Raw genomic sequence first — 16,096 nt, forward strand, 5'->3', positions numbered from 1 at the left:
GAAACTAGCGGAAGCCCTTACCAATACAAGGCGCAACTTGCGGGGTTTCCCCCGCCGGTTCGGCGGACTAGAACGGCCCCATGTCCACAACCTTCCAGCTCGACACCGCGACCAGCCGCGCCAATCCCACCCCTTCGCCGATGAAGCGCCTGACGGTGCCGAAAATCCGCGCCCACAAGACCGGCGGCACCACGGCCGAGCCGCTGGTGATGCTGACCGCCTACACCGCCCGGCAGGCACAGCTGCTCGATGCCCATTGCGACATCCTGCTGGTCGGCGACTCGCTCGGCCAGGTTATTTACGGCCTGCCTTCGACCGTGCCGGTCACGCTGGAAATGATGGCCAACCATGGCGCTGCCGTGGTCCGGGGCAGCTATCATGCGGTGGTCGTGGTCGACATGCCGTTCGGCAGCTACGAAGCCTCGAAAGAGAAGGCCTTCGAAAGTGCATCCTGGCTGCTCAAGCAGACCGGCGCAGCGGCGGTGAAGCTGGAAGGCGGCGCGGCGATGGCCGAAACGGTCGCCTTCCTCAACCAGCGCGGCATCCCGGTGATGGGCCACGTCGGGCTGACCCCGCAAGCGGTTAACGTCCTTGGCGGCTACATGGCGCGCGGCCGCAGCGATGCCGAAGCGGACAAGATCGTCAGCGATGCCAAGTCGCTCGACGAAGCAGGAGCCTTCGCCATCGTGGTGGAGGGCGTGGTCGAACCGATCGCGATTGCGGCCACCGAAGCCGTGTCCTGCCCGACCATCGGTATCGGTGCGTCAGCTCGCTGCGACGGGCAGGTGCTGGTCACCGACGACATGCTCGGCATGTTCGACCGCGTGCCGCGGTTCGTGAAGCAGTACGAGGATATTGCCGGCGTGATTGAACGGACGGTGGAACGCTATGCGTCGGAAGTGCGCAGCCGCGCATTCCCGGGGCCGGAACAGACCTACCAGCCCAAATAAGGGCTCAGCCTTTCGCCAGCCTGCTCGCCAGCGGCGCAGCGACCACCAGCTGGAACAGGTGGTAGAGCAGCAGCGGCAGCAGGACGAACCCGGCGATCTCCACCGGGAAGATCAGTGCGCCAAGCGGCACGCCGATCGCGGCACTTTTCTGCCCGCCTGCAAACAGGAACGCGATCCGGTCCGCCCGGCGCAAACCCAAAGCGCCAGAAGCGAGCCACGCCCCGCCATGGCCGACCAGCAGCATCATAGCCATGCCCGCCAGCACCAGCAGCCACGTAAGCGGCTGGATCCTGTCCCAGATGTCCTGCTCCACCGCGCCGGAGAAAGCGACATAGACCGCCAGTGCGATGACCAGTCGGTCCACCCAGACAATCTGCTGCTTTCGCCGGGCAATCCTTTCCCGGAACCAGCCCTGCACTGCCTGCCCGATCAGGAACGGCAGGATCAGGATCAGGCCGATCCGCATGATCACCTCGTTGCCCAGTTCGGCCTGCACGCTCCCCGCAATCAGCGCGAACAGCGGTGCCGTGACGAACACGCCGGCGATGTTGACCAGCGCGGCCGCAATGACCGAAAGTGCAGCGTTGCCGCCCGCCAGCATGGTATAAGAGGTCGCTGACTGCACGGTTGACGGCAGGGTGCCGAGAAACAGGAACCCGAGCGCCACCAGCGGCGGCACGAGGCCGGAGAGCGAGGCTGAAACGACCCATCCGATCAGGGCCATTGCGCCGAAAATCCACAGCATCAGCGGCGCCAGGAAACGCAGATTGGCCGCACCACGAACGATCTCGGCCCGGTCGATCCGCAAGCCATTGAGCAGGAACAGGATGAAGATGGCGATGTTCGAGGCGTTCTGCGCGTGAACCCGCGCCTCGCCAGTGGCCGGCAGCAAGAACGCCAGCAGGATCGCCAGCGCGAGAACGCGCACCATCAGGTCTATACTGCCGAACATCCTGCCGATCATCCGCCATCGCTGCCCTTGCAGGACAGCAAAGTCGAGCCGGAAGCGCGGCTTATCCGCCCATCCGCGAGAGTTTCTGCCTGAGCGCTGCCGCGGTTCGGGTCTGGCTCTGCTGCTCGAGCACGCTGGCAAGCAGTTCCGATGACCTGGCAGACATGGGCTGCAACCCGTAGGCATAGACCGCCGCGTCAAACGCCAGATCGATGTCGCCCGATTTCTGCGCTACGAAGGCACGCTGTCGCCACAGCACCGGATCCCGCGCCGCAGCGCGATCAAGCGCGTGATCGAGCAGGATGGCAGCACGCGGCCAGTCCTGCTGCTCGATCGTGATGACAGCCAGCGCTGCGGCGGCTTCCGCATTGGCAGGATGCCCAGCCAGGTATTGCGCAAGCTGGCGTTCCGCCACCCTGCCCTGCCCCGTTGCACGCTGCGCCACCACCATCCGCCGGACCAGCGGCCAGGTCAGGCGAATTGCAGCGGCCTCGCGGTAAAGCGTCAATGCGTCCGCCGGTCGGCGGTCTGCCAGCCGGGCATCACCGGCCAGGCCGAGGGCATCGGCCGAGCCCGGGAAACGGCGGCGGAAAGTATCCATCTCGGATATGGCCGATCCGGTTTGCCCCGCCTGAATCCTGCCCCGCACCAGTGACTGGATGGCACTGCCACCTTCCTCGCGCCGCATCTGGGCTATTGCCAGCGGCATACGCCCCCGGATAGCAATGAGGCTGGTCGGCCGGGCCTGCACTGCACGGCCAAGCAACGGCTCCCCGTCGGCGCGCCGGTCGATCGCCTCATTATTGCGGCCCACCAGCTCGCGTATGTAGGGCGAGGCGCTGGGCAAGCTCGCCATGCCACCAAACCGGTGAACCAGTTCGCGATCATTCAGGCCCATCGCGACTGCCCGCACCAGCAATTCCCGCACCCGCTGGTTATCAGGCTGGATCGTGGCCAGCCGGTCCAGCACTTGCGCTGCACTCTGGTAGTTGCCGTTTTGGATATCGACCACGCCGCTCAGCAGCATTCCCGCGGGACTTTCCCCGATTCCCGGCCCCGCCCTGTCCAGCAGCGAGCGGGCCAGCATGAAATCGCCACCACGCGCAGCGAGTACTGCCTGGAGGTAATACAGCCGCGGATTGCGGTCATCGATCTCGGCCATGCGCCGGATGGTCACCAGCATGTCACCCGCCCGGCCGAGATCGCCCAGGGTAGCCGCATACTCGCCCAGCAATTCCAGATTATCAGGCGATTGCTCCAGTCCGGCTTCCAGCCAACCCAGCGCTGCGCTCAGCCCTTCGCTGTCACGGACCAGTTGCGCCCGCAGCAGCAGCGCATCGGGGTTCGTGGGATCGAGCTCAACCGCCCGCTTGCTGGCCTCGATCGCCTGCTTCTGCTCTCCGCCGCGAAAGCGCAGGCGGCCAATATCCACCCACAGATCCGAATTTTCCGGCATGACCGCATGGGCCCGGTCAAAAGCCTGTCCGGCGGCTGGGAGGTTGCCGCTGCGCATTTCCAGCCGGCCCAGCATGTGATGGCCATGCCCGGCGGTTGCATCGGAAAAATTGCCCTCGCCCAGCCATCGCCGCGCCTCGACCAGTTGTGCTTGCAGAAGCTCCGCCTCGCCGAGGTAAGCCGCGATCTCCTCTTGGGGCGTCCCGCTCGCCAGCATGTCGCGCAAGGTGATCTCCGCGCCAAGGCCGTCACCAGCCTCAAGTGCTGTCCTTGCCTTGTCGATCGGCTGCAGATCGACCGGTTCGTTGCTGCAAGCCGCAACGGCCAGCATACTGATCACAGCCAGCAGCGTCCGCAGTCCGTGCTCAGGCCTGCAAATCATACTGCTTCAACAGGTCATAGAGGGTGGGACGGCTGACCCCCAGCAAGCGGGCCGCGCTCGATATGTTGCCCTCGGAGCGGGCCAGCGCGTGGCGGATGACCTTGCGGTCGGCCTGCTCGCGCGCTGCCTTCAGGTTGAGCAGCAATGTCTCCTCGTCCCCGTTCTGGTCGAGATCGAGGTCCTCCGCCGTCACCAGCTTGCCATCGGCCATGATGACTGCCCGCTTGACCCGGTTTTCCAGTTCGCGAACATTGCCGGGCCAGCCCCAGGCGTCGATGGCCGCCAGCGCATCGGCCGCAAAGCCCCTGACCTGCGGATTGATCTCGGCACTGAACCGCTTGAGGAAGGCCTTGGCCAAGAGCACCGCATCGCCGGGCCGCTCCGCTAAGGAGGGGATCTTCACCACGATCTCGGCCAGCCGGTAGAACAGGTCCTCCCGGAACAGCCCGCGGCCGATCATCCCTTCAAGATCCTGATGTGTGGCGCAGACGATCCGCGTGTCGACCGCGATCGCCTTGCGCCCGCCAATCCGCTCGATCGTCCGTTCCTGCAGGAAGCGGAGCAGCTTGACCTGCAGGGGCAGCGGGATGTCGCCCACTTCATCAAGGAACAGCGTGCCGCCGTGCGCCAGCTCGATCTTGCCCTCGGTGGTCTTGACCGCACCGGTGAAGGATCCCTTCTCGTGCCCGAACAGCTCGCTTTCAAGCAGGTTCTCCGGGATCGCGGCGCAGTTGATGGCGATGAACGCGCCGCCCTGCCGCCCGCTGGCATCGTGCAGCCCGCGCGCCAGCAGTTCCTTGCCGGTGCCGCTCGCCCCCAGCAGCATGACCGACGCGCTGGTTGCGGCAACACGCTCGATCATCCGGGTTACTTTAAGCATTTCCGGCGCGGCGGTGATCAGTCCACCCAACGCCTGATGGCTTTCAGTCGAACGTTCCACCAGCCGCCGGTTTTCCCGTTCGATCCGGTGGAGGTTGAGGGCCCGCCTGACAATCAGCCCCAGCGCCTCGATATCGACCGGCTTCTGGTAGAAATCGTAGGCGCCGAGTTCGATTGCCCTGAGCGCACTCTCACGAGCACCGTGGCCGGATGCGACCACCACTTTGGTGTCAGGCTTGAGCGCCATGATTTCCGCGAGAATGGCAAAGCCTTCGGTCGTGCCATCCGGATCCGGCGGCAGCCCGAGATCGAGGGTCACCACATCAGGCGCCTCGTGCCGCAGGGCTGTCAACGCGCTTGCTCGGTCACCGGCGATGACCACCTCGAAGTCCTCGTAAGCCCATTTGAGCTGGGCCTGGAGACCGGGATCGTCTTCCACGATCAGCAGCTTCGGGCGCTGTTCGACCATCACGCGGCTTCCATTTCCGGATAGGGCATGCCCGCCTCGGCCAGCGGCAGCCGGATGACGAAGCGCGTTCCAAGACCTTCGCGCGAGTCGACTTCAAGCGAGCCGCCCATCGCGCGAACCAGTTCGCGCGCTTCGAAGGCCCCGATGCCGAAGCCGCCGTTTTTCGAGGACACGAACGGCTTGAACAGCCCGTTCCGGACAAATTCGGCCGACATGCCCGTGCCTGAATCGACCACCTGGATGATTGCCGAGCCCTTTTCCGCCGAGACCTCCAACAACACCGCCGCCCGCGGATCGCTGGCTTCGATGGCATTCTGGACGAGGTGTGACAGCGCCTGCTCCAGCGCCTCGCCAGCGGCATGTGCCATGCACGGGGCATGGATGATCGCACTGACCGGGTGGTTGGCCGTGTGGCGCTGTGCCAGACGGTTGGCCAGCCCGGCCAGGTCCACCTCGCTCCGCACGTCACCGCCGCCCGCGCCATACCGCCCCAACCGGGCGAGCAAGGTGGTCAGCTTTTCCGAGCTGTTGCGCAGGGTGACGAGCATATCGGCGCGGAAAGCCGGGTTGTCGGCATGCTTTTCAGCATTGCGAGCCAGCAAACCAAGCTGGCTCGCCAGGTTCTTGATGTCGTGCAGCACGAAGGCCATCCGGCGGTTGAACTCGTCAAACCGCGCCGCGTCCATCAGGGCCTGCTGGGTCTGCTGTTCGGCCAGATAGCTTGCCAGCTGCTGTCCGGCGACTTTCAGCAGATCCAGATCCTCCCAGTCGAGCCGCCGGCTTTCCGCCGGTCGGGAGAGCAGGACCACCCCGGTCAGCCGGTCGAAATGGAGCAAGGGGACCAGTGCCCAGCAGCGTGGATCGGATTTCAGCCAGTCCCCAATCACCGCCGCCTCGCCGTGCCGCCCGGTTCCGGCACGGACCTCGTCCATTTCGACGATGTAGCTCTCTTTCGTCATGAGCGCAGCCAAACCCGACGAAAGTGCCTCGCCCGGCACGGCGATATCGGGCCATTGCCAGCGAGCAACGTGGACGAACGCCCCGGTTTCGTCCGGCAGCAGCAGCAGACCGGACGGGCTTTCCGTAATGTCGGCGAGCGCGCGGATCACCCGCTCGGTCAGCGGCACCGTTCCGCCCCGGCCGACCGTCTGGTTGAACCGCAGCCATTCCGCGCGGTAGTCGTAGCGGTGCTGGAACAGGTTTTTGAGCACGGTCACGCGCACCCAGTCCCGCAGGCGCTTTGACGGCATCCAGTAAAGTGCGGTCATTGAGCCGAAGAAAACGAAGCCGACCTGTGCCAGTCGCCCGAAATCGCCGCCAAGAGCGTCCAGCCACTGGGCGAAGGCGATCATGAACAGCAGGTATGCCGCGATCACCAGCAGCGACAGGCTCTGGAACGCCATGGCGCGCGATGGTTTGAGTCCGGCGCGGGCGCGGCGCGGGCTCAGCCCGATGGCGATCGCGCAAACAGCAAACATAACCAGCAATCCGTGGAGCGATTGCAGCTGTGCGGACTGCCCGCCAAGATAGGTCACTGTGTATAGGTTGAGATCGTAGAGCCACAGGGCCGAAAGGCCGATGGCGCTCCACCGCAGAACCTGACGCGCTGCGCCCGTGGCCCCGGCGTAGAGGTTGTGCAGCATGACCAGTGCGCCGATCGCGACCAGCATGTTGAACATCGCCTGGATCTCGAACGCAAGGGCCGCCACTGGCGGTGTATCCGCGAATTCAGCACGGACAAGCAGCACGGCGGGCTGCAACCCTTCGACAAAGGCGAGCGCGGCAATCACCGGCCGGATTGGCCTCAGGCTGCGGTGGCGTCCATCGACCTCGAACAGACGATAAAGGACATGCAGCCAGGCAATATCCCGCACTGTTTCGCCGAACGAAGCAGAGGGGCTCTGCGGGCCGAGCGCCGCGACGATCACGCACCAGCCAGCGGTGATGGATAGCGCCGCCATAGTCGCCGTGCGGTCGGGCCGGTCACTGTCCTTGACCCCGGCCAACCACAAGGCGGCCCCGGCGCAGGCCAGAGCAGCCAGGAGGTGTGCGCCGAAACTGGCCAGTTGCCAGCCGCTCGATGCGATCTCGCTCACCGCGCCCCCTCCGACCACAGCACGACGCGCAGGGTCTGGAGCAGGATCAACAGGTCAAGGAATGGCGTATAGTTTTTGGCGTAATACAGGTCGTATTCGAGCTTGTTGCGCGAATCTTCCACGCTGGCCCCGTAAGGGTAATTGATCTGCGCCCAACCGGTGATGCCTGGTTTGACCATGTGGCGCTCGGCATAATAGGGCAGGTGTTCTTCCAGTTCAGCAACGAACTTCGGCACTTCCGGGCGGGGGCCGACGAAACTCATCTCGCCCTTGAGCACACTCCAGGTCTGGGGCAGTTCGTCGATCCGCACCTTGCGGATGAACCGTCCCAGCCGGGTAATGCGCGGATCGTCCTTTTCAGCCCACTTGACCCCGTCCTTCTCGGCATCCGTGCGCATCGAGCGCAGCTTGATCACCTCGAATGTTTCGCCATAAAGGCCGACCCGCTGCTGGCGGAAGAATGCCGGGCCCTTGCTGTCGAGTTTCACCAGCAAGGCAAACAGCGCAATCACCGGCAAGGTCAGCAACAGCAGCAGACCACTGGCCAGGATATCGAACACGCGCTTGGCCGCGCTCGACACCATCCGGCCGGAAGAAAACCCGTCGGAAAAGATGAGCCAGCTCGGATTGACCGAATCGAGATCGACCCGGCCCGTCTCCCGCTCCATGAAACTGCTGAAATCGTTGACGTGCACCCCTTGCGTCTTGATCCGCAGCAAGTCCTTCAGTGGAAGCGAATTGCGCCGCTCCTCAAGCGCCAGGACGACTTCGCTTACGCCCAGCTTGGCCACGAAGGCCCCAAGATCGTGAATAGCGGATCGCGGAATGGCCTCTGCCACGACGGGCGCCCCGTCGCTCATCTTGATGAAGGCAACCAGCACGAACCCGCTTTCGGGCCGCTCAGCCAGCAGCCGCAGCCGCTCCGCCCGTGCGCCTGCGCCAAGCACCATGACCCGGCGCCGGAAGGCGGTTGTTCCGATCAGGGATCCGGTAATCAGGCGGTTGAACAGCAGCAGCACGACCGCGATGATCATCGCGAACAGCAGGGTGGATCGCCAGAAAGTGCTCCCGGGGAACAGGAAATCCAGCACCGACAGGGCGATGATGCCCAGGCTGACTGCCACAAGCAGCCTCGCGCCTGCATAGCGCACGGAACGCAAGGCCATGCTGCTGTAGACGCCAACCGCGATCATGGCGGTCCAGACCACCAGCGCAAAGCCGACCATCGGAACGAGCCGGTTGGCCAACTGGCCAGGGTCTATCCCGGCTCGGGAAGCCCGCAGCTGCCAGGCGATTTCACCCGTCACCAGCAGGATGAGCAGGTCGAGCAGCCCCAGCAGCAGCACTGCATGCGGAATATAATGCTTGAACAGGCGGATCATCGGCCGGTGTCCGGACTCCTCTACAGAAGTCCGGACTAGCGGGCAGAAATGAAATGTCGGTAAACTTTACATCGCTCTGGTTAACCGCCGGGTAGGAACCGGCAGATCAGCGGGCAACCTCGTCCGCCGCATCCTGCGCCGCATCACCCACCTGCTGGGCCGCATCGCCCACGTCCCTGGCGGCATCGGCGACGGCCGTGTCCTTGGCGCTTTCTGCGGCACCAAACTGACCAAACAGGAACAGTGCTGCAATCGCGGCGATGATCAGCACCACGATCAGCAGCCATCCGCCGCCGCCGCCGCGGCGCTCTGCGCTGTCATGAATCACGGTCGTATTGGTGTGGGTGTTGCCATCGGCGTCACGCGTTTCAGTGATACGTTCTTCGGTCATGTTCTCTCTCCGCTCATGAGCCGCCAAACGCGGGAAGCATCAGCCGGTTCCACCCTCCCCGAAGGTAAACGAGCTGCCACCGCGGCTCAATCGGTCGAAAGACAGCGTGGCTCCGCGCGGCGGCAATGACCGCTGGCGGCAGTCCCTGATATGGCAGCGGGCGCAGCCGGGCCCGATGCGGACGGCATCTTCGCGCCGCAACGACACGCCGCGGGCATGAGCCAGCTGGTCAGCAAGCTTGGCCTCGATCCCGATCGTCACGGCAAACCGGACATTGCTCCCCGCTCCTGCACCAACGGTGCGGGACATCGTCAGCCAGTGATCGCGCCCTACCTCGGCCCCGTCAACCAGCACGGCCTGGACCCGCAGCTCACTTTGCTGCTCGAAAGTGCGGTTCAGTTCCCACAATGGGCAGGTCGCCTCGCTTTCGAGCAAGGTGGCACCGCTTGCACCGGCGAAGCGTTTCGACACCTGCCCGGCCCGGTCGATCCGGGCCATGAAGAACGGCAGCCCCCGCTGACCGACCCGCTGGAGCGTGGTAAGCCGGTGCGCCAGCTGTTCAAAACTGACATTGAAGCGGCGCATCAGTACCGGAATATCATAACCGGTTGCATCGCAGGCGCGCAGGAAACGGCCATAGGGCATGATCAGCCCTGCGGCGAAATACCCCGTCAGGTGGCGCTCGAACAGCTGGCGCGCCGCGCCGTCAGCAAATCGCGGCCCTGCGGCGAAATTGGCGATCGCCTCGCCCTGCTCCAGCACCGCCAGCTGCTGCGCGACATGGAACGTCCGCGAGCTCGGGTCGAGCATCTCCGACAGTTGCAGCTGGCGCGCATGAAGGTCGAGCCTGCGGACGGCACTGCCCATCACCTCTGCCGGCAGGATCCGGATGGTCAGTTGGTGCCGTTCCCGCAAACGCTCTGCCAGCGCGGGCCCGATTTCAGCCCGCGACAGCCGCAGTTCATCCGCGAGGTGTTCGGCGCTCGTATCGAGGTCGGCAAAGTGGTTCCGCCAGCGTTCGATTTCTCTCCGGCACTGCTGTAGCGGGTCGTCGGCCTCCGCCGGACCGCGACCTGCCGTGTCGAACAGCCGGGCAAAGGCCGCTGCGGCAGCCGGCGCTGCTGCGAGCAATTCGGCCGCATCGTCCCGCGCCAGTCCGAGGTCGGCGAAACGTTCATCGGCAAAGCGGCGCATCAAGCCATCGACCCCGCCAATCGATTCGTCCTCGCGCAGCAGGCGAGGATCGAAATCGAATGCTTCCACGGCCCGCATGATGACGCGTGCGGTCAAGGGCCGCTGGTTGCGCTCGATCAGGTTGAGGTAGCTGGGCGAGATGTCGAGGCGCTGGGCCATTGCGGCTTGTGTGAGCCCTTCGCGCTTGCGGAGGCGGCGCAGGGCGTGGCCGGCAAAAATTGCTGCTTCTGTCATCATTTGTAAATATCAATACAAAATTACAAACTCAACTGCGGATTTCCGCAGCGCAGACATATTATTCTGTAATTTTCCCTGTCTCTCCGCGCCGCTCCCCTCCACATGGACCTCAAGGGCCTCAGCCCACCAGTTCGAGGAGATTCGCCATGACCTACCAGACTGAAATCAGCGCGCTGCGCACCGCCATCAACGAACAGGGCGCCCCCTGGAATGCCATCGATGCCGAGAATGCCGCGCGGATGAAGCTGCAGAACCGCTTCCCCACCGGCCTCGACATCGCCCGCTACACCGCGAAGATCATGCGCGAAGACATGGCGGCCTACGATGCCGACCCGGCCAACTACACCCAGTCGCTCGGCTGCTGGCACGGTTTCATCGCACAGCAGAAGATGATCGCGATCAAGAAGCATTTCGGCAGCACCAAGCGCCGCTACCTCTATCTCTCGGGCTGGATGATTGCCGCGCTGCGCAGCGAATTCGGCCCCCTGCCCGACCAGTCGATGCACGAGAAGACCAGCGTTCCCGCCCTGATCGAGGAACTCTACACCTTCTTGCGCCAGGCAGACGCCCGCGAACTGGGCATGATGTTCCGCGATCTCGATGCAGCGCGCGAGCGCGGTGACGAGGTCGAGGCCAAGCGCATCGAGAAGGCAATCGACGAGCATGAGACCCATGTCGTGCCGATCATTGCCGATATCGACGCCGGGTTCGGCAATGCCGAGGCAACCTACCTCCTTGCCAAGAAGATGATCGAGGCCGGTGCCTGCGCCATCCAGATCGAGAACCAGGTTTCGGACGAAAAGCAGTGCGGCCACCAGGACGGCAAGGTCACCGTGCCGCACGAGGACTTTCTGCAGAAGATCCGCGCCGTTCGCTACGCCTTCCTCGAGCTCGGCATCGAGGACGGGATCATCGTCGCCCGCACGGACAGCCTCGGCGCCGGCCTGACCAAGCAGATCGCTTTCAGCAAGGAAGCCGGCGATCTGGGCGACCAGTACAACAGCTTCCTCGATTGCGACGAGGTCGATGCCAGCCAGATCGGCAACGGGGATGTGCTCATCACCCGCGACGGCAAGCTGCTGCGGCCCAAGCGCCTTCCCAGCAACCTGTTCCAGTTCCGCTCGGGCACGGGCGAGGACCGTTGCGTCCTCGACTGCATCACGTCGCTCCAGAACGGCGCCGACCTGCTGTGGATCGAAACCGAAAAGCCGCACATCGGCCAGATCGGCGGCATGGTGAACCGCATCCGCGAAGTCATTCCCAATGCGAAGCTGGTTTACAACAACTCGCCCAGCTTCAACTGGACCCTCAACTTCCGTCAGCAGGTCTATGATGCCTGGGCCGAAGCCGGCAAGGATCTCGCCGCCTATGACCGGGCCCGACTGATGAGCGTCGACTACGACGGCACCGAGCTTGCCAGCGAGGCAGACGAACGCATCCGCACCTTCCAGCGTGATGCAGCCGCGCAGGCTGGCATCTTCCACCACCTGATCACCCTTCCGACCTATCACACCGCCGCCCTGTCCACTGACAACCTGGCGCGGGAATATTTTGGCGAAGCCGGGATGCTGGGTTATGTGAAGAACGTCCAGCGGGAAGAAATCCGCCAGGGCATTGCTTGTGTGAAGCACCAGAACATGTCGGGCAGCGACATCGGTGACGATCACAAGGAATACTTCGCCGGCGAGGCGGCGCTGAAGGCCGGTGGAGCGCATAACACAATGAACCAGTTCGCGGCCGCCTGACCGGCAGCTGCGGGTCACGACAGGAAGCCAAGCTATGACTGACGAAACCACTCCGCGCGAACCGGGCCGGGCCCGTGCCCTGCTCTCGACGGCCGACTTCAAGCTGCTGCGGCGTGCGCTGGAAAGCCACGCCAAGGCAACCGAGGATCGCGAGGAACTGGCCCGCATCAACGCGCTGCACCATCGTCTGGGCACTTACAGCTAAGGCGAGCCAATCATCTCCTGGGGAGGAGACACGGCCGTCGGGGTTTATCGCCCCGGCGGCCGTAAACTTATCCGAAACCATAGAGGCTCGGCCATGGTTAACCGGCGTCTGCTAGGCCTCGCCTTCCATGATACGCAAGCAATCCGCCAAGCCGGTGACCGCCAGGATGTACCGCCATTTCGCGGTGGTGACCCTGTTCGCCACCGGCGCGCTGGCGGTTGCCACAAGCGATTCGAGCGCGGACCAGCTTAATTCCACGCTGGACGAGAAGCAGGCCGGTGTCTCTGCCAGTGGCCAGGAGCTGGGCGCACAGGCACAGCCCAAGGTCGTCAAACGGATCAGCAAGGCCAATGCAGCCCCGCGCACCGCGTCTGGCTGGGGGCCGGACGAATCTGTCGATGGCGGCGGTGGAGGAACCGCCTCCTCCTACATCCCGCAGGGGATCGGCGGAAAGGGCGTTTCGGTCGGAATGCTGCGCCAGGTCAAACTGACGCCGGAACAATTCCTCGCCCTGTCCGCCGAGGAGCAGGAAAAGGTGCTTGCCCGGCTGAACGGCGGGAATACGACCTCACCTGCCGAACAGGCCCGCAACCAGCAGGCCATTGTGGCCGCATCGTTGCAACGGTCAGGCTTTGAAGGCAGCTGCAGCGACTGCTGAGGCGTAACCCTCAGCCTCCGGACGCGGGCATCAGGTCGAGCGTCGCGGCCGCCATTGCTTCGGCAGCGGTCGAAATCACCGCCTCGGCATCCGGCGCCCAGAACGGGCTGTGCAGCGAAGGCAGTTCAAGCTCGCCCTTTTGTGCCCGGGCGAACTCCTCCTGTGGCACGCCGCCAACCCAGAAGATCAGCGATTTGGTATCGTCCGGGCTGGCGCGCAGGAACTGGCCGAAATCCTCGCCGCCCATGACCGAAGGCACCTTCATCACCCGGCTTTCCCCGAAACGGGTGCGGAATCCGGCCATGACTTCTTCAGTAAAATCGGGCGTGTTGAAGGTCGACGGAGTATAGGGTTCCTGCACGGTGACCTTCGGAATCTTGTCATCGGGCATGCCGGCCGCCATCGACTCGGCCCGGGCAATGCGGGCGATCCCGTCGAGCAGCGCCTTGCGGGTCTCGTCACTGTAAGACCGCACCGTCAGCTGCAACCGCGCCTCGTCCGAAATGATGTTGTGCTTGGCCCCGGCCTGGAATGAGCCGACCGTTATGACTGCCGGGTCGAGCGGGTTGCGTTCACGGCTGATCAGGGTCTGGAGGCGCATCACTATCGCGCTGGCGATGACGATAGGGTCCTTGGCGGTGTGGGGATAGGCGCCATGCCCGCCGATGCCGGGGACGGAAATGTCCACGCTGTCGACATTTGCCAGTGCATAGCCCGGCGAATAGCCGATCATCCCGGCTGGAAACTGCGCCGCATCATGGAAACCGAGTACGTAGTCCGGCTTGGGGAATCGCGTGAACAGGCCATCCTTGAGCATGGCCAGCGCCCCCTCGCCGATTTCCTCGGCAGGTTGCCCGATCAGGACGAGCGTCCCGCGCCACTGGTCCTTGCGATCGACCAGAAGCTGCGCCGCGCCAATCAGGCCGGTCATGTGGGTATCGTGCCCGCAGGCGTGCATCACACCGGTCTCGACCCCTGAGGCCGGTGTCGCCACCCGCTTCGAGGCATAGGGCAGGCCGGTCTGCTCGACCACCGGGAGGCCGTCCATGTCCGCGCGCAGCATGACGGTTGGCCCGTCACCATTGCGCATGACCGCCACGACGCCGGTCTTGCCAACCCCTTCGGTGACGTCAAAACCCATGGCCCGCATCCGGGTGGCCAGCTTCTTGGCAGTTTCGAACTCTTCGAAACTCAGTTCAGGATTGGCGTGGAGATCGCGATACATCTCCATCAGCGCAGGCATCTGCGCGCGAACACCATCGCGCAGTTCATCCGCCTGGGCTGGCGCGGCCAAAGCCAGCACCATTGCCCCGATGCCAACCTGACCTGCAAAGCGCTTGAACGACATACCCGTCTCCCCCTGTACTGGGGGAGACTGTGCCACCGCTTGCCAGCGAAATGCAAGAAGGTTGGTGCCCCTGGCCCGACTCGAACGGGCACTCCGTAAGGAACTCGATTTTGAGTCAGGTAGTGACTACTCCAAGATACTGGATTTTATAGAGTTTTCAAGGGATTTTGCGCTAGTGTGCTAATATTTGTGCTAAATGCACCGTATTCCGATATCATTACGTATGGGCACAGGCCCGCACTGCATCGCTGACCTTCGCCTTTAACCCGAGAGGCTGCGCGATTGCGCGCGCCCGTGTCAGTGTTCCTTATGGAGACTTCATGACAGAATTTGAAAAGCAAAGTCTCGATCTCGAAACGCCCGACGGCAGGCTATCTGCCGCGATATGGAATCGTGACGCGCTGACCGCTGGCTCCACGCCGATCATTCTTTTCCATGAGTCGCTTGGTAGTGTCGCCAGTTGGCGGAATTTTCCCAAGAAGCTCGCCGAAGTAACTGGGCGGCCTGTAATTGCCTATGATCGTTTAGGCTTCGGACAGTCGGACGCGCGCATTGACAAGCTGCCAGTCAGCTTTGTTACCGATGAAGCGGCTTGGGTGATTCCCACAATGCAGCGCGTCTTGAGCTTCTCGCACTTCATCGCCTGCGGCCATAGTGTCGGCGGCGGTATGGCCGTAGGCGCAGCCTCTATCTATCCCAAACAATGCAAGGCGGCCATCACGATGGGTGCCCAAGCCTATGTCGAGGATTGCACCATCGCGGGCATTTTGAAGGCGCGTGATAAATTTCGTGATACCGATGCCTTGGGACGGCTAGCCAGATTCCATGGCGATAAAACCCGTTGGGTGGTCGATGCATGGATTGATACCTGGCTCGATCCCGCCTTCGCTGACTGGTCGCTCGATCGGGCGTTGGATGGCGTGGAATGTCCTGTGCTCGCCATACACGGCGAGAGCGATGAATATGGCTCAGCCGAGCATCCCAAGCTCATCGCAGGTGCCAAAGGTCGGGCGGTGATCCTGCCGAAAATTGGCCATGTTCCGCACCGTGAAGCGGAAGCGGAAGTGCTGAAACTGATCGCTGACTTCTTGAACGCTTCATTGAGAGAATAATCGGAAAACAAAGAAAGCGGCATGGCTGCTTTCGTTCGGGAGTTCAAAAGGCCACGGGCCTCTCTGCTCCATGAAGGCTGGGCGTTCCACCTACTAGGGCGGGGGTTACGGGGCTTGGGGCGTATCGAAGGCCGCGCGGCAACGCGCGTGGCCTTCCCTCACCGGCTTAAAACAGCACGCCTTGGCGGCTGTTTTCGACATAGCGTTGCCAGTCCGGCTTTGTCGCCTCCTCGTCCAGCCACGCCATGACCTGTGCCACCACATCGCCGCCGTTGGCTTCGACCGTGCCGCATGGGTGAAAATGCGAGCGGTAGCCCGTTTCGGTGATCGGCAGCGGTGCGCGCGGCGGCTGGATGCTGTTGATTTCCAGATGGGCGATGACGCCGCCCCACAGGCAGGGGCGATAAGTGGCCTCGATCTCGATACCCTGCCATGTGAAGCGGCGAACTTGGGGCTGCTGCTCCATTGTCAGCACCCCGCGAAAACATGCACCACGTCCCACGCGGTGCTGACGGTGAACAGGTCGGGGCCGTTGCCGTCCACGCGGTAGAGCATGAATGCGGGGCTGTTGGTGGTTTCGGTGGTCATGTCGGTTCTCCTTTTGGCTCTGAGCCGCAACCGTTGCGGCCGATGTGGAGAAC

14 protein-coding genes are annotated in these 16,096 nt (G+C 63.6%); 5 read left to right on the forward strand and 9 right to left on the reverse strand.

Annotated elements, in window-relative coordinates:
* Positions 1-80 precede the first annotated feature (80 nt).
* Positions 81-950: a 3-methyl-2-oxobutanoate hydroxymethyltransferase gene (gene panB / locus U4960_RS11195; RefSeq protein ID WP_324260718.1), complete on the forward strand. Its 870-nt coding sequence runs from the start codon at positions 81-83 to the stop codon at positions 948-950.
* A gap of 4 nt (positions 951-954) precedes the next feature.
* On the opposite strand, the gene U4960_RS11200 is transcribed toward panB, so the two are convergent.
* The 7 genes from U4960_RS11200 to U4960_RS11230 form a co-directional block, all read right to left on the reverse strand.
* Positions 955-1,914, reverse strand: coding sequence for a bile acid:sodium symporter family protein (locus U4960_RS11200; protein WP_324260719.1), 960 nt, complete (start codon positions 1,912-1,914; stop codon positions 955-957).
* 49 nt (positions 1,915-1,963) lie between these two features.
* Positions 1,964-3,688: a tetratricopeptide repeat protein gene (locus tag U4960_RS11205; protein ID WP_324263096.1), complete on the reverse strand. Its 1,725-nt coding sequence runs from the start codon at positions 3,686-3,688 to the stop codon at positions 1,964-1,966.
* 34 nt (positions 3,689-3,722) lie between these two features.
* Positions 3,723-5,087, reverse strand: a complete 1,365-nt coding sequence (prsR, locus tag U4960_RS11210; protein ID WP_324260720.1) for a PEP-CTERM-box response regulator transcription factor — start codon at positions 5,085-5,087, stop codon at positions 3,723-3,725.
* Positions 5,087-7,183: an XrtA/PEP-CTERM system histidine kinase PrsK gene (gene prsK, locus U4960_RS11215; RefSeq protein WP_324260721.1), complete on the reverse strand. Its 2,097-nt coding sequence runs from the start codon at positions 7,181-7,183 to the stop codon at positions 5,087-5,089. The genes prsR and prsK overlap by 1 nt, the downstream gene beginning before the upstream one ends.
* Positions 7,180-8,565 (reverse strand): TIGR03013 family XrtA/PEP-CTERM system glycosyltransferase, encoded by a 1,386-nt coding sequence (locus tag U4960_RS11220; protein WP_324260722.1) that lies wholly within the window; start codon positions 8,563-8,565, stop codon positions 7,180-7,182. The genes prsK and U4960_RS11220 overlap by 4 nt, the downstream gene beginning before the upstream one ends.
* Positions 8,566-8,671: 106 nt before the next feature.
* Positions 8,672-8,956, reverse strand: a complete 285-nt coding sequence (locus U4960_RS11225) for a type II secretion system protein (protein ID WP_324260723.1) — start codon at positions 8,954-8,956, stop codon at positions 8,672-8,674.
* A 39-nt stretch (positions 8,957-8,995) separates the two neighbouring features.
* Positions 8,996-10,384 (reverse strand): helix-turn-helix domain-containing protein, encoded by a 1,389-nt coding sequence (locus U4960_RS11230; protein ID WP_416379119.1) that lies wholly within the window; start codon positions 10,382-10,384, stop codon positions 8,996-8,998.
* Positions 10,385-10,533: 149 nt separating this feature from the next.
* Here U4960_RS11230 and U4960_RS11235 point away from each other — a divergent pair, with 149 nt between their 5' ends.
* The 3 genes from U4960_RS11235 to U4960_RS11245 all read left to right on the forward strand — a co-directional run bounded on the left by U4960_RS11235 (position 10,534) and on the right by U4960_RS11245 (position 12,995).
* The gene (locus U4960_RS11235; protein ID WP_324260725.1) at positions 10,534-12,132 is read left to right on the forward strand and encodes an isocitrate lyase; all 1,599 of its coding nucleotides are present in this window, start codon (positions 10,534-10,536) and stop codon (positions 12,130-12,132) included.
* Between the two features lie 34 nt (positions 12,133-12,166).
* Positions 12,167-12,337: a hypothetical protein gene (locus tag U4960_RS11240; RefSeq protein ID WP_324260726.1), complete on the forward strand. Its 171-nt coding sequence runs from the start codon at positions 12,167-12,169 to the stop codon at positions 12,335-12,337.
* A 127-nt stretch (positions 12,338-12,464) separates the two neighbouring features.
* Positions 12,465-12,995, forward strand: a complete 531-nt coding sequence (locus U4960_RS11245; RefSeq protein ID WP_324260727.1) for a hypothetical protein — start codon at positions 12,465-12,467, stop codon at positions 12,993-12,995.
* Positions 12,996-13,005: 10 nt separating this feature from the next.
* On the opposite strand, the gene U4960_RS11250 is transcribed toward U4960_RS11245, so the two are convergent.
* Entirely contained in the window at positions 13,006-14,343 is a 1,338-nt protein-coding gene (locus U4960_RS11250) for an amidohydrolase (RefSeq protein WP_324260728.1), read from the reverse strand.
* 320 nt (positions 14,344-14,663) lie between these two features.
* Here U4960_RS11250 and U4960_RS11255 point away from each other — a divergent pair, with 320 nt between their 5' ends.
* The gene (locus U4960_RS11255) at positions 14,664-15,455 is read left to right on the forward strand and encodes an alpha/beta fold hydrolase (protein WP_324260729.1); all 792 of its coding nucleotides are present in this window, start codon (positions 14,664-14,666) and stop codon (positions 15,453-15,455) included.
* Between the two features lie 166 nt (positions 15,456-15,621).
* Here U4960_RS11255 and U4960_RS11260 read toward each other — a convergent pair whose 3' ends face one another.
* Entirely contained in the window at positions 15,622-15,921 is a 300-nt protein-coding gene (locus U4960_RS11260) for a hypothetical protein (RefSeq protein WP_324260730.1), read from the reverse strand.
* Positions 15,922-16,096: the final 175 nt, after the last annotated feature.

Source organism: Altererythrobacter sp. H2, from assembly GCF_035319885.1.
Lineage (GTDB): Bacteria > Pseudomonadota > Alphaproteobacteria > Sphingomonadales > Sphingomonadaceae > 34-65-8.